Here is a 19,073-nt window from a genome sequence, read left to right as displayed (position 1 = left end):
CCTTCGCGGGCAAGCCCGCTCCCACAAGAAGTGCGCAGTTCCTGAATTCAGCGCTCAACTTGTGGGAGCGGGCTTGCCCGCGAAGGGGTGCAAAGCAGCCCCATTGGCCTTAACTGGCAAGCATTATTCGCTCGAGTGCCGTTGGCTATCAGCCCTGCTGCACTTCACGCATCGGCTTGCCTTTCACTGGCGCGCCGTTGGCCACGTAGTACCTGGCAGTGCTGCGAGGCAGCGGCGCACGGTTACGGATCCGGTCGGCGATCTTCTCGGCGATCATGATCGTGGTGGCATTGAGGTTACCGGTGATGATGATCGGCATGATCGAGGCATCGACCACCCGCAGACCCTGCATGCCATGCACGCGACCCTGGCTGTCGACCACGGCCATTTCACCCGTGCCCATCTTGCACGAGCAGGAGGGGTGGAAGGCGGTTTCCGCGTGTTCGCGAATGAACTGGTCCAGCTCTTCATCCGTCTGCACGTCGGCGCCCGGGCTGATTTCGCGACCGCGGTAAGGATCGAGGGCCGGTTGGGCCATGATCTCGCGGGTCAGGCGGATGCCGTCACGGAATTCCTGCCAGTCCTGCTCGGTCGCCATGTAGTTGAACAGGATGCTTGGGTGCTGGCGCGGGTCCTTGGACTTCAGGTGCACGCGGCCGCGGCTTGGCGAGCGCATGGAGCCCATGTGCGCCTGGAAACCGTGCTCCTTCACCCCGTTGCTGCCGTTGTAGTTGATGGCCACGGGCAGGAAGTGGTACTGGATGTTCGGCCACTCGAACTCCGGGCGCGAGCGGATGAATCCGCCGGCTTCGAACTGGTTGCTGGCGCCGATGCCAGTACCGTTGAACATCCACTCGGCACCGATGGCCGGCTGGTTCCACCACAGCAACGACGGGTACAGCGAAACTGGCTGCGTGCAGGCGTACTGCAGGTACAGCTCAAGGTGGTCCTGCAGGTTCTCGCCAACCCCCGGCAGGTCGTGGACGACCGGGATGTCGAGGCTTTCCAGCAGTTCGCGCGAGCCGACGCCGGAGCGCTGCAACAATTGCGGCGAGGCGATGGCACCGCTGCAGACGATCACTTCCTTGCGCGCGCGAGCTTCCACGCGCTCCTCGCTGTCGCCGACCAGGTAGGCCACGCCGATGGCGCGTTTGCCTTCGAACAGGATGCGATCGGTGAGCGCGTGGGTGACGATGGTCAGCGTCGAACGCTTCTTGGCGGTATCCAGGTAGCCACGGGCCGTGCTGGAACGACGGCCGTTCTTGGTCACCGAGCGGTCCATCGGACCGAAGCCTTCCTGCTGGTAGCCGTTGAGGTCTTCGGTGCGCGGGTAACCGGCCTGTACGCCAGCCTCGACCATGGCATGGAACAGTGGGTTGTTGCCGGCCTTGGGCGTGGCCACGCTGAGCGGACCATCGCCACCATGGTAGTCGTTGGGGCCGATGTCGCGGGTTTCGGCCTTGCGGAAGTACGGCAGGCAGTCGAGGTAGGTCCAGTCCTCAAGGCCGGGCAGCTCGGCCCAGCCGTCGAAGTCCTTGGCGTTGCCGCGGATGTAGCACATGCCGTTGATCAGCGAGGAACCGCCCAGGCCCTTGCCACGGCCGCATTCCATGCGGCGTCCGTTCATATACGGCTCGGGGTCGGTTTCGTATGCCCAGTTGTAGCGGCGGCCCTGCAGCGGGAAGGCCAGCGCGGCCGGCATCTGGGTACGAAAGTCCAGGCGGTAGTCCGGACCGCCCGCTTCGAGCAGCAGGACGGTGACGTTGGCGTCTTCGGTCAGACGGGTCGCCAGGGTGTTACCGGCCGAGCCGGCACCGACGATGATGTAGTCATATTCCATAGCTTTCTCCGAAAGCAGTGGCGAGCATCGAAGCATCGAACTGCGTATGGCAGCCGTGCGACGCTCGCGAATGGATGGGGTCTGCAAGGGCCGGAGGGCGAGTTGTCCACCGGCTCGTTCCTGCAGTTGCGCCTTCAGGACGCGGCGGAAGGCCTTAGAAGACCGAGGCGTAATCGCCCAGCTCGACCTGTACCGACTTGATGCGCGAGTACTGGGCCAGCGAGCTGATGCCGTTCTCGCGACCTACACCGGACTGCTTGTAGCCACCGACCGGCATTTCCGCCGGCGACTCGCCCCAGGCGTTGATCCAGCAGATACCGGCTTCGAGCTTGTGAATGATGCGGTGGGCGCGGCTGATGTCATTGGTGCAGACACCGGCGGCCAGGCCGTATTCGGTGTCGTTGGCGCGACGGATGACTTCCTCTTCGGTCTCGTACGAGAGAATGCTCATGACCGGGCCGAAGATCTCTTCCTTGACGATGGTCATGTCGTCGCGGCAGTCGGTGAACACGGTCGGCGCCACGAACGCGCCTTTGGCGAAGTCACCTTCGTTCAAGCGCTCGCCGCCGCAGAGCACACGGGCGCCTTCTTCCTTGCCCTTGGCGATGTAGCCCAGCACGCTTTCCATATGGGCAAAGCTGACCAGCGGACCGAAGTTGGTGTTTTCGTCTTCCGGGTTGCCGGCACGGATGCGGGCGACGCGCTCGACGATCTTGGCCTCGAAGGCCGCTTTCATCGAGGCGGGAACGAACACGCGAGTGCCGTTGGTGCAGACCTGGCCCGAGCTGTAGAAGTTGGCCATCATGGCGATATCGGCTGCGCGATCGAGATCGGCGTCATCACAGATGATCAAGGGCGACTTGCCGCCCAGCTCCATGGTCACTTCCTTGAGCGAGGAGCTCGAGGCGCTGGCCATGACCTTCTTGCCGGTGGTGGTGCCGCCGGTGAAGGAAACCTTCTCGATACGCGGGTGCTCGGTCAGCCAGGTGCCGACTTCGCGACCGCTGCCGGTCAGCACGTTGAACACGCCATCAGGCAGGCCGGCTTGGGTGTAGATCTCGGCCAGTTTCAGGGTGGTCAGCGAGGTCACCTCGCTTGGCTTGAAGATCATCGCGTTGCCGGCGGCCAGGGCCGGGGCGGACTTCCACAGGGCGATCTGGATCGGGTAGTTCCAGGCACCGATACCGGCGGTCACGCCCAGCGGCTCGCGGCGGGTGTAGACGAACGAGCTGTCGCGCAGCGGGATCTGTCCGCCTTCGATCGCTGGCACCAGGCCGGCGTAGTATTCCAGCACGTCGGCGCCGGTGACGATGTCGACGTAGCGGGTTTCGGAGTAGGACTTGCCGGTGTCCAGGGTTTCCAGCATGGCCAACTCGTCGTTGCGCTCGCGCAGGATATCGACGGCGCGGCGCAGGATGCGCGAGCGCTGCATGGCGGTCATTGCGGCCCAGACCTTCTGGCCGCGCTCGGCGCTCTCGACCGCGCGCTCGACGTCAGCCTCGGTAGCACGTTGCACGTGGGCGAGGACTTCGCCGGTGGCCGGGTTGATGGCTTCGAACGTGGCATCGGTACCAGCGTCGACGTAACCACCATCAATGTAGAGTTTTTGCGTTCCGAAACGGGCCATAGTGTCCTCGCAAGTGCAGTGTGAGTTGGCTAGTCGCGCGGTGCTCCTGCCGAGTGGGCAATCGTTCCGCGCATATCTTCAGGGGCCGGCTCGTGTGTGTCCGGACGCTGCTGCTTAGCCAGTTGTAATTCCATGTATTCGTAGGCGATGCGTATCGCCTGCTCGGTGTCGAAGGCGTCCCCCGACAACGCCCCGCGCAACCACAGGCCGTCGATCAAGGCCGCCAGGCCGCGAGCGGCTACCCGTGCCTGGTCGAGTGGCAGGGCACGGCGGAACTGGCTGCACAGGTTGGAATACAAGCGGTGGTCGTTGATCCGCTGCAACCTGTGCAATGACGGCTGGTGCATGCTGGAGGCCCAGAAGGCCAACCAGGTCTTCATTGCCGGGCCGTTCACCTGGCTGGCGTCGAAGTTGCCTTCGATGATCACCCGAAGGTGGGCACGCGGGCTGTCGTCCTGCAGTGCCTGGCGTCTTGCCGCCACGCCTTCGTTGAGCATGCTCATGATGTAGCGCATGGTCGCCGCGATCAGGCCGTTCTTGTCCTTAAAGTAGTGACTGATGATGCCGTTCGACACACCGGCCAAACGTGCGATCAGCGCAATGCTGGCATCTCCCATTCCGACCTGGTCGACGGCCTGCAACGTGGCTTCGATCAACTGTTGGCGGCGGATGGGTTGCATACCGACCTTGGGCATCTGGCAAATCTCCTCAGGCCTGCGGGCAGACGACAAGCATCTGACTCGGCGAAGGCCAGTCTATTTTGTTTTGATTGAACGTTCAATCAATAAAGAATAAGCTCTGCGACAATTTGTGCCATTGACAGTCTTTGAGGCAGTCAAGGCGGCAGCAAATGGCACACCCGAAAAATGTGAAACAGGCGCGTCGAAGCGCGTCGAGCGTCCGCCCGAGGCGAAGGAAAACGATCCCTTGCGGCCGGGTCACGCTTTTCAAGGTGCTTTTATAACACCTGAGGCAGTAGGGCTATTGCACCAATTGCTCGGGAAAAAACTGATTAGCCTCCACTCCCGCACTGCCCGGAGCCTTCGTGCAATGAGTTCTGCCTCCCTTATAAAACCTCCCGCCGAGAAGGTGCGCGTCAACAGCACGGTGTTCTGCACGTCGGCGCTGTTGATTCTTCTGCTGACCGCCTTGCTGATCGCTGTCCCTGAAACCGCGGGTCGAATGCTGGGTATTGCCCAGTCATGGTTGACGCATACGTTCGGCTGGTACTACATGCTGGTGATCTGCGGCTATCTGGTATTCGTGATCGGTCTGGCCTTCTCCGACTTCGGCAAGCTCAAGCTTGGGAGCAAGGACGACATGCCAGACTTCAGCTATGGCGCCTGGGCCGGCATGCTGTTTTCGTCCGGCATCGGTATCTCGCTGTTGTACTTTGGTGCTTCCGAGCCCCTGGATCATTACTTCAATCCACCCCAAGGCTCACCGGCCAGCCTGGATGCTGCACGCCATGGCCTGCAGTTGACGTTCCTCCACTGGGGGCTGCACGGATGGGCGATATACGCCCTGGTAGGCCTGGCCGTGGGCTATTTCGCCTATCGTCACAACCAGCCGCTGGCCTTGCGCTCGGCCTTGTATCCGCTGGTGGGCGAGCGCTGGGTCAGGGGCAGTGCCGGTCATGCCGTGGATATCTTCGGCATGTTCGTGACGCTGCTGGGCTTGGTGACTAATCTGGGCATCGGCTCGATGCAGGTAGCTTCGGGGCTCGAGTATCTGTTCGGTATCGATCACAGCAAGACCAACCTGCTGGCGGTGATCCTGACCATGAGCAGCGTGGCAACCATCGCTGCCGTGTCGGGTGTGGAAAACGGCATTCGCCGGTTGTCCAACCTGAACATCATCCTGTTCAGCGGTTTGCTGTTGTTCGTATTGATGGCCGGCGAGACGCTCTATCTGCTCAACGGCTTCGTACAGAACATCGGTGATTACCTCAATGGCATCGTGCTCAAGACCTTCGATCTGTACGTCTACGAGAGCAGCGGCGCCGAGTCCGAGCGCTGGCTGGGCCTGTGGACCGTGTTCTACTGGGCCTGGTGGATCTCCTGGGGACCGTTCGTGGGCATGTTCATCGCCCGTATTTCCAAGGGTCGCACCGTGCGCGAGCTGGTCGCTGGTGTGTTGCTCATCCCGCTAGGCTTCACCCTTGCGTGGCTGTCGATATTCGGCAATACCGCCCTGGACCTGGTGATCAACCAAGGTGCGGTCGAACTCGGCAAGACAGCACTCGAGCAGCCTTCGATGTCGATCTACCAGCTGCTGGAGTACTTCCCGGCGGCAAGGATCGTGGTCGGCGTGGCGGTCTTCGTGGGCTTCGTGCTGTTCCTGACGCCTGCCGATTCCGGTGCGGTGATGATGGCCAATCTGTCGTGCAAGGGCGGCCATGTGGACGAGGATGCACCGCACTGGCTGCGTATCTTCTGGTCGGTGATCATTACCCTGGTCACCATCGGTCTGCTGTTCGCGGGCAACTTCGAAGCCATGCAGACGATGGTGGTCCTGGCCGGGCTGCCGTTCTCGGTGGTCCTGATACTGTTCATGGTCGGCCTGTACAAGGCCATGAAGCAAGACAGCCGGCTCGAGCAGGAGCGCGCCGAATTGGCGGCCCGTGGCCGACGTGGTTTCAGCGAGCGTCTCACCCAGCTTGAGCTGCAGCCTTCCCAGGCAGTGGTCCAGCGTTACATGGACAGGCAGGTAGGCCCTGCGCTCAAGGAAGCGGCGGCGCAACTGCAGTTCCAGGGTTTCGACGTGGAAAGTCGTGTCGGGCAGTCACGTGCGCTGATGGGGCTGCGAGTGATGATGGAGGAGGACAACCCCTTCGTCTATGAGGTCAGCCTGGACGGCTATGCGGCGGCGCCGAGCGATGCCGCGATGGCTGGGCAAGCTGACATCGAGCAGCGCTTCTACCGTGCCGAGGTCTACCTGCACGACGGTAGCCAGGAGTACGACCTGATGGGTTTCAGCCTCGAGCAGATCGTGCGCGACGTGCTGGATCAGTTCGAAAGCCATCGCCAGGTGCTCGGGTGCGTCTACAGCTGACAGCGAGCGGGGTGATGAAATGCTGACGTTCCTCCCTCCCTTTCGCTGATGCCCCGTAGGCGGCGAGCGTCATCGAGGGGGAGGGAGGATGTCAAAAGTCGAGATCACTACGTAACACGGGTGTTTGACGGAGAAACGTTACGTATCGCTTGAAAAGCGCTTGGCAAGCGCAAGCATTATGTAGTGCCAGCACAGTCTTCGAGTCTCGTTAAGTGGCGGCATCCCCTCAACAGGAAGCACCGTCATGTCGCAGCGAGCAACCATCCCCCGACCTCTCGACTACAAGCAAGCCGTAGCCGCACAATTTGCTGGTCGACCAACCCTGCGACAGGTCGCGGGGCGAGAGATCATGCAAGTGCTGATCGAACATCGACCGCTGATAGCGAGCGCAAGGCCAGAGATGCGCTCGGCGGAGCCCCTGTACCTCATGGTGCCGATGTCGGGAGCTTGGAAGCCATTGCCATTGGTGCAGGTCGTGCTGCAATCGATGCTCGATGGCATACCCCTGGACTTCGCGGATGTGGATGGGCTTGACCATTACTTGAGCCTGACACCTCCGCATCGCTTCTACGCGATCGAGGACGCCGGTTCGACCGCCGATGGCGATGCGATCAAGCTCCACATGCTGACCGAAGCATTCAATGACCTCGTGCTTTTGCTGACCGATTACTTTGCTCAGGCGCAGGTCGAATACTGGGCCTCGCCCTCCAACGTAGGCGTCAGCCGCGACCGCTGGTTGCAACAGACCCTCAAGTCGGCGCTGTTGCACAATCTCCCGTTGCAAGGTCTCGATGATCAACAGCTGGCCAGTGTCCATGGGCTGCTCAGGGGCGGCGCCGCGCGGCCCAGCGTGTTCATGGTGCAGGCCCGGTTGGAGACGCACGGCCAACCCTTTATCGAAACGCTGCCTGAACTCCTGGTCCACGCCGAGTGGGACGAGCGCCAGACGTTCCTCTGGTTGTCTGCCTCCGGCGTGATCAAGGCGTTCGATTCCCTCAGCGTCTTTGCGACCTCGTTACGCGACGAGCTGGCCGAGCGTTATCGGTTCGACGCGATGAGCTGGGACCGCCATGAGCTTGAAGGCGATGTGTTTGCCCAACAGGTCGCTGTCCTGTTCGACCTGATGCTCGACTCGGGGCGCCGTTTGCGCCGACTGCAACTGACCAACGTCGAAACGATGGAGCGTGCCTTGCATTCTCTGAGCGATCCGGCCAGGTGGTTCATCGAAGGCTACGCAGTCGATGTCGACGATAACGTGCGCCAGCCACCCGGCGTGCAAGCTGCCCGGGGTGCCGACAGCTTCGCCTACCAATGCGGGCTTTTCGACCTGGCACTGGCTCAAGCCGAGTCCAAGGGAAAAGCCGCGCTCGATGGCGTGCTGGACTTGCACAGCTATGCCAGTCAACGCTTGCGCGAGCAGATGCTCGACGATCACCCGGACGATGCCAACTATTTCTCCGACGACCTGATCCTCACGCTCTCCGTTGCGAGGGGGATTCCCGGTGGGGCTGGCGCCGGAGCAGGGGGTGGCGTGGTGGAGACAAGAACCATGAGCCTTACCCAGTTTGCTATTGGCAATCTCAGTTCCCTGCAAGGTGCGAATGTAACCGGCATCACCCATCGCAACGAGCAACTGATCATGGATTGGATGAATGTGGACTACGTAACGTCTCTGATCCAGCAGGTCGATATTGGCGGCAGTTATCCCACCTACGTGGCCCAGAAGCTGGATGAACCTCTCAGGCGATCGCAGCGGATTCAGCTGTTCGCCCGTGAGTGGCGATGCTCCCTGCTGTTCGCCGCACTCTCGGCAAGGCTCGCCGGCACGGTGAGCGAAGCAGGCCTGCAATGCGTGGTCAATTATTGCCGTGGTGATATCGATCCTCGACAGCCGGCAATCATGCTGATGCCATTGGCCTTCAGGCGCGAACCGCAAACCATGAACCATGACCAGGTACTGGGCATGTATGTCCTGTTCAGCGCGGAACCCTCCTGTGTGATGTTGTATCGACCGCTCTATGCTTCGGCGCCGGTGATGGAGTTTTCCAGCCTCCAGGCGCTGATGGCGAGAATACGCGAAGATCAATCGCTGCAGCGGAGCATCGTCGACTGGCTGCCCTCGCAAGCCCGCTCCGTCTATGACCATGGTGGCTTCTCCGAGCCGCACCTGATGCATCCGATCCTCGATACGACCTTGTTTCCCGAGGGGGTAGAACCACCGAGCTTCGCGGCGCAGTTCTGGCGCATTGATGTGGATACCAAGCTGTACATGGCCAATCGTGATCTGTTGGTCGAATTGGCCAGCCGCCAATCGGTCTCCAATGCCCAGAGCCGTTGGACAATCCTGGTTCAGGGGGCCTGGTTGCTGTTCGACTTGGTCACCTTGCAGCTGCGAGGCCCCGTTGCCGCGGTGGCCTGGCTGGTGCAGGCGTTGAACGGAATCGACAACGATCTCTCGGCGATCAAGCAGGGTAACGAATTCGAGCGATCGGCTGCGGTGGTCGATCTGATCCTCAACCTGGGCATGGCCATCATGCATGCACGCCTGCCCCACATCGCTTCGCCTGAATATCTGCAACTGCCCGATGCCGCTGTATTCGAAGGACCCGCGGCCAGGCCGGGCGCAGACGCTGGCATTCATGCCGTGCAGCCCGAGCAGGGCAAGGTCTACCTGCCCGCGGCGCTGGATGGATCGTTTGGCGCCCGGCTGGACTTTTCCTGGCGCGCAGCGCAAGGCTTCAACGTCCTGCCTCCCGAACGGCGCAAGGCGCTGCTGGCCATGCGCGTCGACAGGGTGCTGGATGGTCAGGAGCGCATGGGCTCAGGCCCTGGCAAGGGGACGGTTCTGGTCGAGAATCGACACTATGTGACACTGGGCGGCGACACCTATCCGGCAGAGGTGACGGCGCAGGGCGTACGGATCGTCGACAAGGAGGGTCAACCCGGCCCATGGCTGACATTGGACAAAGGGGCCTGGCGTATCGATTCCCAGCTTCGCCTGGCCGGCGGCATGCCCAAGAGCCGCGTCAGAGCCATGCGCGAGCAGAACATGCAGCAATTCACGGCGCTGAAGGACCAGGAAGAAAGAATCACCAGGGAATTCAATGAATTGAGTACCTGGTTCGAGCAGCATCGAATTCTGTTGACGGAAAAGGACGAGGCAATCAAGAAACTGGAAGCCAATCCTGTTCCGGATGAGTCCGATGATGCCGTACTCAAGTTGAGCGAGGCGCTGCGAGCAAGAATCCATCAGCGCGTCGTCAAGGATATGCGAGCGCTGATCGACAAGGGTTTTGAGCATGACCAGGTGCTGTCGAAGATAGCGGACATCAGGATCAGCGACCCCGCTATGGCGCAAACCATCACCAACCAACGCAGTGCCACCCGCCAGCAGCTTCTTGAAACCTGCGAATCGTACTACAACGAAATGGCGAACCTGATCAACAATGATGAGGCGGAAAAGCTGGCGGGCGCGGTAATGATTCGTCCCGAAAGCGAGCAAGAGCGCTCCCACTACAAGGCATTCGTGGATGCACTGGAAGTGGTGGTCGAACGGGAGTTGGACCTCATCGACCTGTCTCGTTCTTTCGACCAGTTGCTGGAATCGACCTATAGGGACGATTCGCTTCACTTCACCAATTTTGAGGGCACCGCCAGGATCAAGAAGGACGATTACCTGCTCCCGCTCATCAAGGGCCGTCAAACGTCGGCCATCGACCTGGAGTTTCGCCTGCTCGTGGATCTCGCCGAGCTGTGCCTCGATCGCACCGCTGGAGCCGATGAGAAGACACTTCAGGAGTTCTACGATTACCTGAGTGGCGACTCATTGAAAAGCGCCGGTGAGGCTCATGGAGATCTTGCAAGTAGCAACCTGTCGCTGAAAGAGCAGATCGACGTTCTGAGCGGCGTGCTGGAGGCTTACGAAGAGGCTTCGGTACTTGCGGGGTACCTGAAGGTCCTGGGTGGCCTGGCCATCCGTCAGGATAAGCTCAAGCGCTACGTGGAGACCTTGGAAAGCCTGAAGGCCGCGGCCGAAAAGGATCTGGCCATGAATCTGCGCGAACAGGAGCTACAGGAGCCGCGGCTATCACGACCTGTCCTCTACTCCGCGCGAAGCGGCAAGCGACGTGTGGTGAAAACGCAGCGTGGGCGAAGCGTCGTGGCTGAGGAGGTCGAGGTTGACGGTATAGCAGTGGTCCAGCAGCGCGACAGACGTACGAACAGCGTGTTGAAGACCTTTCACAAGAAAGGTGCGGAGTGGGTCGAGGACGACGTTGCCGCGGAGGTTCACGAGGTAGCCGAGCAATCTTCCAGCGCAGTCAGGACGCGCGCTACCACCATGATCGGTCAGGTCGAGTCGATCATCAAGCTGGCCAGGCTCTACAGCGCCAGTGACGAACCGATCGGCCTGTCTTCGGTAATCGACGGACATGTGGAAAAGCTCCAGGAAGCCAAGACGACGCTGACGCGGGCGGCGCCCGGTGACGAGCTTGTCGATGATCTGGACGGCAGCATCGAACGTTTGCGTAACGCGCGGCGAGACCTGCTGACCAACCTGTACTTCGTCACCAGTCATCCTACGGCCGAAAGCCTGCGGTTTCTGCTTGGGGAGGGTGAGGTGACCATCAGGCGCACGATCCTGCGCAAGAAACTCTCGACCAGCGACTACCTGGATGTCTATGCGATCGAGCGAGTACCAAAGGGCGCGGGCCCAGCCGCGGGCTTGTGGGAGGCGCACTTCCATTACGCCAGCGAAAGCACACCTGCCCGCGGGTTCAGCAAGGGTCATCTCAAGCTTTGGTCGCAACGCAATTTGGGGCGTGAGGCGCAGATGCGTGCAGCGGCGACTGGCAAGGATCTGCTGGCGATCTATCGCGGCAATCTTCATCTTTCCCAGGTGGATGGCGTGATTCCTTTCGACTGACGATCCTGGCGATTGGCATAACGGCCCTGTCTGCCATGGGCGGGCGTGGCCTGGTTGCTTCGCTCCGCGATCATCTGAAGAAGGTCGATCACCTTGATGCCCTGGCTGGCGAGCCGGGGCATTTCTCTTTCCAGCACTTCCAGGGTCTGTGGATAAGGATGGCCGATCAATACCGCCGAGCCATTCTGGCGCGCCATTTCGATACCCAGGCGCAATTGTCCGGCGATGGCCTCGGTGGTTCGCACATCATCAAGGAATACATCCCGTGAGACCTGGGCCAGGCCAATCGCCTGGGCCTCGGCCGCAGCGACCGTGGCCGCGCTGGTGCGACTGTCGACGAAGACGAGATCGCGGCGCTGCAACTCATTCATCAGCCAAGCCATCGGTTCGCGCTGAGCGGTCATGCGGCTGCCCATGTGGTTATTGAGACCAGCGGCGTAAGGCACCTTGGCCAGGGCCGTGTCCAGGCGCCGGGACAGCTCGGGTAACGGCGTGCCAGGATGCCAGGCGTAGGGACCGGTGGCCGGGTCCATGGGCATGTGCAGAATGACGGTCTTGCCGGCCTTGTGCCCTTGGCGGGCGAATTCGGTGGCGTGGGGGGTATCGGGCATTATGGCCAGGGTGACAGGCCCTGGCAGGGCCAGGACCCTTTGGTCACGTTCGACGTTCTGGCCCAGGTCGTCGATGATCAACGTCATGTAGGCCTGGGCAGGCTGACGCGGCGCCGCATCGGCGACACCACAGCATACGCAGAACAGCGCGAGCAGCAGGTACGGCATGCGCGGCATCATTTGTTCTGGGTGATGCTCAGACCCTTGAGCAGGCTCAGCGCCTGGCTCAGCTGGAAGTCATCGTCCTGCGGACGATCCTTGCGTGTGCCTGCCTTGCCGGAAGGGCGATCGGCGCCGCCATTGCCATTGCCCAGGTGGCCCTGCAGGTCGGCTTCCTTGAAGTTCTCGGTGTCTGCCTCGGCCGTCAGCTTGGCGGGGCGAACCTCGATGTCCGGCACTATGCCCTGAGCCTGGATGGAGCGGCCGTTGGGAGTGAAGTACAACGCCGTGGTGAGCTTCAGCGCACGGTCGTTGTTGAGCGGCAGCACGGTCTGCACCGAACCCTTGCCGAAGCTGTCGGTACCCATAAGCACGGCGCGTTTCTGGTCCTGCAGCGCACCGGCGACGATCTCCGATGCCGAGGCGCTGCCGCCGTTGATCAGTGCCACCAGTGGCACGCCTTCGCTGGCATCGACCGCATCGGCGGAGAAGCGCAGTTCGGAGTTGGCGATTCGGCCCTTGGTATAGACGATCAGGCCCTTGGTCAGGAAGTGGTCGGCCACTTCCACCGCCGACTGCAGAACGCCACCCGGGTTGTTGCGCAGGTCCAGGATCACGCCGCGCAGCTTCTTGCCGTTGTCCTTGCGCAGCTTGGCCAAGGCCTTGCCGACCTCTTCGCCGGTCTTGACCTGGAACTGGGTGATGCGGATATAGCCGTAGTCGTTCTCCAGGAGCTGGCTCTTGACGCTCTTGACCTGGATAACGGCGCGCGCAAGATTCACGTCGAACGGCGTGCCCCCGTCGCGGATCAGGGTCAGGGTAATCTTCTCGCCGATCTTGCCACGCATCTTCTCCACGGCTTCGCTCATGCTCTGGCCGCGGGTCGGCTGACCGTTGATCTTGACGATCAGGTCGCCGGCCTCGATACCGGCGCGGGAAGCGGGCGTGTCGTCGATGGGCGAGACGACCTTGACGAAGCCGTCGTCCATCCCGACCTCGATGCCCAGGCCACCGAATTCACCGCTGGTGCTTTCCTGCAGTTCCTGGAAGTCCTCGGGGCCAAGGTAGGCCGAGTGTGGATCAAGGTTGCTGAGCATGCCCTTGATGGCGTTTTCCAGCAGGGTCTTGTCGTCGACGGGTTCGACATAGGCAGCCTTGATCCGGTCCATGACCTCGGCGAAGGTGCGCAGCTCGTCCAGCGGCAGGGGCGCTTTGGCCGTCACCGTGGTAGCGGGCACCGCGGCCGAGGAGGCCGGCTCGGCCGCGTGGGCCAGCGGCGTGCCGATGACCAATGCGAAGGTCAGGGCCAGCGGGGTGAGGCGAGGCGATTGCAGCATGTCGAACCAACTCCTGATACTGATAGCGCTCGCTGGGAGCATCGGTGCAGCCATGTGCCACGCCGTCGAGAGTGAAAACCCTTATCCCTGGGCGCGGCACCATTGCGCCGGGTCGCTGGGGCGACCCTGCTGGCGAATGCCAAAATACAAACCTGCGCTGCTCTGGCCACCGCTGTCGCCAACGGTGGAAATGGCCTCGCCGGCCTTGACGACGTCGCCGGCATTCTTGAGCAGGCTCTGGTTATGGCCGTACAGGCTCAGGTAACCGTTGCCATGGTCGAGGATGACCAGAAGTCCGGAACCACGCAACCAGTCGGCGAACACCACTCGTCCGCCATGTATGGCACGAACCTGGCTACCTGACGCGGCGCCGATCATCACGCCATCCCACTTCGCCCGGACATCATCGCCGCGTGCATCGCCAAAGCGTGCCACCAATCGACCATTGACCGGCCATGGAAGTTTTCCCCGGGCGGCAGAAAAAGCGCCGCCGAAGGTTTCACCACTGCTGACGACCGGGCCGAGCGTGGGTCGCGGCTTCTTCGGTGCGTCGTCCTGACGGCTGGCAAGCGCCTCGCGTTGACGCTGCCTCTCGGCCTCCTGCTGCGCCAGCAAGGCCTGCTTGCGCGCTTCTTCGGCCTCGCGGGCCTGGCGGGCCAGGGTTTCCTCGATGGTCTTGAGCACGCGGGTCAGCTCGGCCTGGTCCTGTTGGCGTGCCTGAAGCTTGCTGTCGCGGGCCTTCATGTCGCTGTTCAGCTTGGCCAGCACCTGTCGTCGCTCGTTGCGCACGGCCTCGAGCTCCTGGCGGCGGCTGTCCAGGTTGCCGCGCTGGGCCAGCAACTGGGCCTGCTGGCGGGCGATATCCTGCTCGACACTGGCCAGCTGGCGCAGGGTCTCGTTGAAGGCTCGCAACTGTTCCAGGCGCGCCTTGCCAAGGTAATCGTAATAGGTCAGCGAACGAGCGAACTTTTCGGGGTTCTGCTGGTTGAGCAACAGCTTCAAGTATTCCTGGCGACCGTTCTGGTAGGCCGAACGGGCCTGGATGGCGATCAGTCGCTGTTGTTCAACGCGGGCGCTCTGGAGTTTTTTTTTCTCGGTATCAAGGCGCTCCAGCTCGCCCTCGGTCTTTTTTAGCTCTTGCTCCAGCGCCTCCACCTGCTTCTCGAGCGTACCGATGTCGGTCTCGGTGGTCTTGAGCTCTTTCTGTACGCCGGACTTTTCCTCCTGCAGCTTGTCCAGCATCTTCTTGAGCTCGGAGATGTCCTGGCGCGTGGCGTTCAGTTGTTGCTGAGTCTGCGCGCGCTCGTCGGCGAAGGCCGGGCTGAGCAGGCAGGTCATGGCGAGAGGGATCAGGACGCGAAGCATGGAGGGACGTACCAGGATTGGAGACAGCCTAGTATGCCCGCCATGGCGTGCAAAAAAAACGCCTCGCGGCATCTGCGGCGAGGCGTTTGTCCGATCGGCGAGACCTTTGCAGGGTTATGCCGGGTTGTCGACCAGGATCGAAGTCCCCGTCATTTCAGCCGGCTTCTCCAGGCCCAGCAACTTCAGCATGGTCGGCGCCACGTCCGCGAGGACGCCGCCTTCGCGCACGCGCAGGTCGCGCTTGCCGACATAGATGAACGGAACCGGCTCGGTGGTGTGGGCGGTATGGGCCTGCCCCGTGCACTCGTCTTCCATCTGTTCGACGTTGCCATGGTCAGCGGTGATGAGCGCCTCGCCGCCAACCTTTTCCAACGCATCGACGATGCGACCGACACAGTGGTCCAGTGCTTCGACCGCTTTCACCGCCGCTTCGAATACCCCGGTATGGCCGACCATGTCGCCGTTGGCGTAATTGACGATGATCACATCGTAGCGCTGCTGCTCGATGGCTTCGACGATGCGATCGGTCACTTCGGGTGCGTTCATCTCCGGCTGCATGTCGTAGGTAGCGACCTTCGGCGACGGGATGAGAATGCGCTCCTCGCCCTCGAAGGGCTCCTCGCGTCCGCCCGAGAAGAAGAAGGTGACATGGGCGTACTTCTCGGTCTCGGCGATCCGCAACTGAGTCTTGCCGTTTTTCGCCAGGTACTCGCCCAGAACGTTGTCCAGGCTGGCGGGGCCGAAGGCCGCCGGTGCGGCAATCTTGGCCGAGTACCGGGTGAGGCCGATGTAGGCCGCCAGCTTCGGCAGGCGCGCGCGCGGAAATTCAGCGAAATCGGGCTCGACGAACACCCGCGACAGTTCGCGGGCACGGTCGGCGCGGAAGTTCATGAAGATCACCGCGTCACCGTCCTCGACCTTGACCGCCTCACCGATGCGGGTGGCCTTGACGAACTCGTCGCTCTCGTCGCGTGCGTAGGCGGCTTGCAGGCCGGCCACGGCGGATTCGGCGCAGTACTCGGCGGTGCTGTCGACGATCAGGTTGTACGCGGCGCTGACGCGATCCCAGCGGTTGTCACGGTCCATGGCGAAGTAGCGCCCGATGATGCTGGCGATACGGCCCTTGCCCAGCTTGGCGAACGTGCCGTCGAGCAGCTCGAGCGACGACTGCGCGCTGCGCGGGGGTGTGTCGCGGCCATCGAGGAAAGCGTGCAGGTAGATCTTTTCCGCGCCACGTTGCGCCGCCAGTTTAGCCATGGCGACGAGGTGGTCCTGGTGGCTGTGCACGCCGCCGTCGGAGAGCAGGCCGAGGATATGCACGGCCTTGCCAGCGCCCACGGCCTTGTCCACGGCGTCGGTGAGTACCGGGTTGTGGAAGAAGTCGCCATCGCGGATGGCCTTGGTGACACGCGTGAAGTCCTGGTACACCACGCGGCCCGCGCCGAGGTTCATGTGACCGACCTCGGAGTTGCCCATCTGCCCGTCCGGCAGGCCGACATCCATCCCCGAGCCGGAAATGAGCCCGTGCGGGCGACTGGCGCGCAAGCGGTCGTAGACAGGGGTATTGGCCGAGTAGATGGCGTTGTATTCGGGGCTTTCGCTATGACCGAAACCATCCAGGATGATCAGGACCAAGGGTTTAGGCGTGCTCGTCATCAATCCCACTCACGGTTGCTGAAAATGGTAAGGACACGCATTTTAGGGCAAATCGATCAACGATGACGAATAATCCTTGGGCGTGCTGCCAGGCGGGCCGACAGGCAGGAACCCGCGAGGAGCCCGGCCCGGCCCGGCGGGCTTTGGCCGACCTTGGGGGCTGTGTATACTGGCCAGCATTTTCAATGGCCTGGAACACCCCTGATGGTTGATAACCTGATTCGATTTGCGACAGAACACTACATTCTGGTAGCTATCTTCATCGTTCTGCTGGTCCTGCTGATTCTCAATGAAGCGCGCCGCGGCGGCCGCAGCCTGAGCAACGGCGAGCTGACCTCCCTGGTCAACAGTGACAATGGCCTGGTGATCGATATTCGCAAGAACAAGGAATACGCCGCCGGCCATATCGTCGGCTCTCTGAACATTCCTCAGGAAAAGCTGACCAGCCGCATGGGCGAGCTGGAAAAGCACAAGGCCAAGACCCTGATCATCGTCGATACCATGGGCCAGCACTCCGGTGGCGTGGCGGGCGACCTGATCAAGGCTGGCTACACCGCGGCCAAGCTGGGCGGTGGTATTTCCAGCTGGAAAGCCGATAACCTGCCACTGGTGAAGTGATATGAAGCCCGTCATCGTTTATTCCAGCGACTACTGCCCCTACTGCTCGCGCGCCAAATACCTGTTGCAGAACAAAGGCGTGGCGTTCGAGGAAATCAAGGTCGACGGCAAGCCTCAGGTGCGTGCCGAAATGAGTCAGAAGGCTGGCCGTACATCGGTGCCGCAGATCTGGATCGGCAGCACCCACGTCGGTGGTTGCGATGACCTTTATGCGCTTGAGCGGGCCGGCAAGCTCGACGCCCTGCTCAAGACGTGATTCACACCGCATTCGAAATCATTAGGAAAAGGATCTGCCATGACTGACCAACAGACCAACGGCGCTGCCGAAGACAACTCCCCACAATTCTCCCTGCAGCGCATCTACGTGCGCGACCTGTCGTTCGAGGCGCCCAAGAGCCCGGCGATCTTCCGTCAGCAGTGGGAGCCGAGCGTTGCCCTGGACCTGAACACCAAGCAGAAGGCCCTGGAAGGTGACTTCCACGAAGTGGTGCTGACCCTGTCCGTCACCGTCAAGAACGGTGAGGAAGTGGCGTTCATCGCCGAAGTCCAGCAGGCGGGTATCTTCCTGATCAAGAACCTCGACGCCAGCTCCATGAGCCACACCCTGGGTGCCTTCTGCCCGAACATCCTGTTCCCGTACGCGCGCGAAGCGCTGGACAGCCTGGTGACCCGCGGCTCGTTCCCGGCCCTGATGCTCTCGCCGGTAAACTTCGACGCCCTGTACGCGCAGGAAATGCAGCGCATGCAGGAAGCTGGCGAAGCGCCGTCGTTGCAGTAAGCGCACCGCGGTCATGGAAAGCGTCCTGGAGGGTTCATCCCTTCAGGGCGCTTTTTTCATGGATCAGACAAACCCTTGCTGTCGCCAGGCTTCATAGACCGTCACCGCAACGGTGTTCGACAGGTTGAGGCTGCGACATCCCGGTCGCATCGGCAGGCGCAGGCGCTGCTCGGCAGGCAGACTGTCCAGTATCTCGGCAGGCAGGCCCCGGCTTTCCGGGCCGAAAAGGAAAGCATCCCCAGGCTGATAATCCACTTCGTGGAAGGGGTGCGAGCCTTTGGTCGTGAACGCGAACAACCGAGGCTGACCCAGGCTCTCCAGGCATGCGGCCAGGCTCTCGTGACGGCTGAGCGTGGCATACTCGTGATAATCAAGCCCGGCCCGCCGCAGACGCTTGTCATCCAGTTCGAAGCCCAGCGGCTCGATCAGGTGCAGGTCGCAGCCACTGTTGGCGCAGAGCCGGATAATGTTGCCGGTATTCGGCGGAATCTCTGGTTGAAAGAGGATGACGTGAAACATGCACGGCTCCGAGCATAAAGATGGCGAGCATTCTAACCCCGAACCGGACCCGCGTTCGAAGGCTTGGCCGCGCATGTTGTTTTCGCTGGCGCTGTTCGGCTTGCTGGTGGGTTTGATGATCGGTCGTCTGACCAATCCCGAGCCCGCCATGCTCGAACGCATCGAGGTCGTGGAGTCCGGGCTTGATCTGTGGTTCGACGAAGAACCCGAGCTGCATGGCGAAATCGTCGAAGGCACGCTGGCGCTGCTGTTCAAGGCGCAAGGCAAGGCTCGAAAGGGACAATTGCCGATGCAGGGTAGACCGGTCGGATGGCGGGTGCGCAAGACGGATGAGGGGTTGCTGCTCACACTGGTGGCCGCGCGTCCTCTGCAGGGTGATTGGAGCGCTGCAGAAGACGCTGGCGGCTGGCGGGTGCAGGTAAGGCTGCACGAATAAAAGAGGGGATTTCCCGGCCTGCCTGTACCGAGGTCCCCAAAACTGGAGGATGTATTACCTATTGCAGGTGTCGTGCCAGTTTTGAAAACCCCGCGAAATGGCGGTTTGACGGTGTATTACAGGCGTATTCTCGGTCGTGAGTGCCTTCA

Annotated in this window: 14 protein-coding genes; 6 read left to right on the top strand and 8 right to left on the bottom strand. The window is 61.7% G+C overall.

What is annotated here, in order from left to right; genetic code table 11:
• Positions 1–148 precede the first annotated feature (148 nt).
• From betA to betI, 3 genes are all read right to left on the bottom strand, one after another.
• A complete protein-coding gene (gene betA, locus G7009_RS24570; RefSeq protein ID WP_375139571.1) occupies positions 149–1,876 on the bottom strand; it encodes a choline dehydrogenase in 1,728 nt (575 codons plus the stop codon).
• A 118-nt stretch (positions 1,877–1,994) separates the two neighbouring features.
• Positions 1,995–3,467 carry a betaine-aldehyde dehydrogenase gene (gene betB / locus G7009_RS24565; RefSeq protein WP_181132628.1) on the bottom strand — a complete coding sequence of 491 codons (1,473 nt, stop codon included), beginning with the start codon at positions 3,465–3,467 and terminating at the stop codon, positions 1,995–1,997.
• A gap of 29 nt (positions 3,468–3,496) precedes the next feature.
• Positions 3,497–4,162, bottom strand: coding sequence for a transcriptional regulator BetI (gene betI, locus G7009_RS24560; protein WP_181132627.1), 666 nt, complete (start codon positions 4,160–4,162; stop codon positions 3,497–3,499).
• A 355-nt stretch (positions 4,163–4,517) separates the two neighbouring features.
• Here betI and betT point away from each other — a divergent pair, with 355 nt between their 5' ends.
• Both betT and G7009_RS24545 read left to right on the top strand, forming a co-directional pair.
• On the top strand, positions 4,518–6,521 hold the full coding sequence (gene betT, locus G7009_RS24555; RefSeq protein ID WP_258198045.1) for a choline BCCT transporter BetT: 2,004 nt from the start codon (positions 4,518–4,520) through the stop codon (positions 6,519–6,521).
• 244 nt (positions 6,522–6,765) lie between these two features.
• On the top strand, positions 6,766–11,445 hold the full coding sequence (locus G7009_RS24545; RefSeq protein WP_181132625.1) for a dermonecrotic toxin domain-containing protein: 4,680 nt from the start codon (positions 6,766–6,768) through the stop codon (positions 11,443–11,445).
• Here the strand turns inward: G7009_RS24545 and G7009_RS24540 are convergent.
• The 4 genes from G7009_RS24540 to gpmI all read right to left on the bottom strand — a co-directional run bounded on the left by G7009_RS24540 (position 11,406) and on the right by gpmI (position 16,573).
• The gene (locus tag G7009_RS24540) at positions 11,406–12,224 is read right to left on the bottom strand and encodes a divergent polysaccharide deacetylase family protein (RefSeq protein WP_181132624.1); all 819 of its coding nucleotides are present in this window, start codon (positions 12,222–12,224) and stop codon (positions 11,406–11,408) included. The genes G7009_RS24545 and G7009_RS24540 overlap by 40 nt on opposite strands.
• An 8-nt stretch (positions 12,225–12,232) precedes the next feature.
• Positions 12,233–13,552, bottom strand: coding sequence for a S41 family peptidase (locus G7009_RS24535; RefSeq protein WP_181132623.1), 1,320 nt, complete (start codon positions 13,550–13,552; stop codon positions 12,233–12,235).
• Positions 13,553–13,633: 81 nt separating this feature from the next.
• Positions 13,634–14,917: a murein hydrolase activator EnvC family protein gene (locus G7009_RS24530; RefSeq protein WP_219856750.1), complete on the bottom strand. Its 1,284-nt coding sequence runs from the start codon at positions 14,915–14,917 to the stop codon at positions 13,634–13,636.
• A 114-nt stretch (positions 14,918–15,031) separates the two neighbouring features.
• Complete coding sequence (gpmI, locus tag G7009_RS24525) at positions 15,032–16,573, bottom strand: 2,3-bisphosphoglycerate-independent phosphoglycerate mutase (RefSeq protein WP_181132621.1); 1,542 nt, start codon at positions 16,571–16,573, stop codon at positions 15,032–15,034.
• A 204-nt stretch (positions 16,574–16,777) separates the two neighbouring features.
• On the opposite strand from gpmI, the gene G7009_RS24520 reads away from it, so the two are divergent.
• The 3 genes from G7009_RS24520 to secB are packed head-to-tail and all read left to right on the top strand — an operon-like array spanning position 16,778 to position 17,969.
• The gene (locus G7009_RS24520) at positions 16,778–17,191 is read left to right on the top strand and encodes a rhodanese-like domain-containing protein (protein WP_181132620.1); all 414 of its coding nucleotides are present in this window, start codon (positions 16,778–16,780) and stop codon (positions 17,189–17,191) included.
• Position 17,192: 1 nt separating this feature from the next.
• Positions 17,193–17,447, top strand: a complete 255-nt coding sequence (gene grxC, locus G7009_RS24515; protein WP_181132619.1) for a glutaredoxin 3 — start codon at positions 17,193–17,195, stop codon at positions 17,445–17,447.
• Positions 17,448–17,486: 39 nt separating this feature from the next.
• On the top strand, positions 17,487–17,969 hold the full coding sequence (secB, locus tag G7009_RS24510; RefSeq protein ID WP_181132618.1) for a protein-export chaperone SecB: 483 nt from the start codon (positions 17,487–17,489) through the stop codon (positions 17,967–17,969).
• Between the two features lie 63 nt (positions 17,970–18,032).
• Here secB and trmL read toward each other — a convergent pair whose 3' ends face one another.
• On the bottom strand, positions 18,033–18,488 hold the full coding sequence (gene trmL, locus G7009_RS24505; RefSeq protein WP_181132617.1) for a tRNA (uridine(34)/cytosine(34)/5-carboxymethylaminomethyluridine(34)-2'-O)-methyltransferase TrmL: 456 nt from the start codon (positions 18,486–18,488) through the stop codon (positions 18,033–18,035).
• Here trmL and G7009_RS24500 point away from each other — a divergent pair.
• Complete coding sequence (locus G7009_RS24500; RefSeq protein WP_181132616.1) at positions 18,487–18,924, top strand: hypothetical protein; 438 nt, start codon at positions 18,487–18,489, stop codon at positions 18,922–18,924. The genes trmL and G7009_RS24500 overlap by 2 nt on opposite strands.
• The last annotated feature ends 149 nt before the right edge of the window (positions 18,925–19,073 follow it).

Source organism: Pseudomonas capeferrum, from assembly GCF_013523055.1.
GTDB lineage: Bacteria > Pseudomonadota > Gammaproteobacteria > Pseudomonadales > Pseudomonadaceae > Aquipseudomonas > Aquipseudomonas capeferrum_A.
Note: the sequence above shows the minus strand (reverse complement) of the source record. Positions and strands in the feature narration are given on the sequence as shown.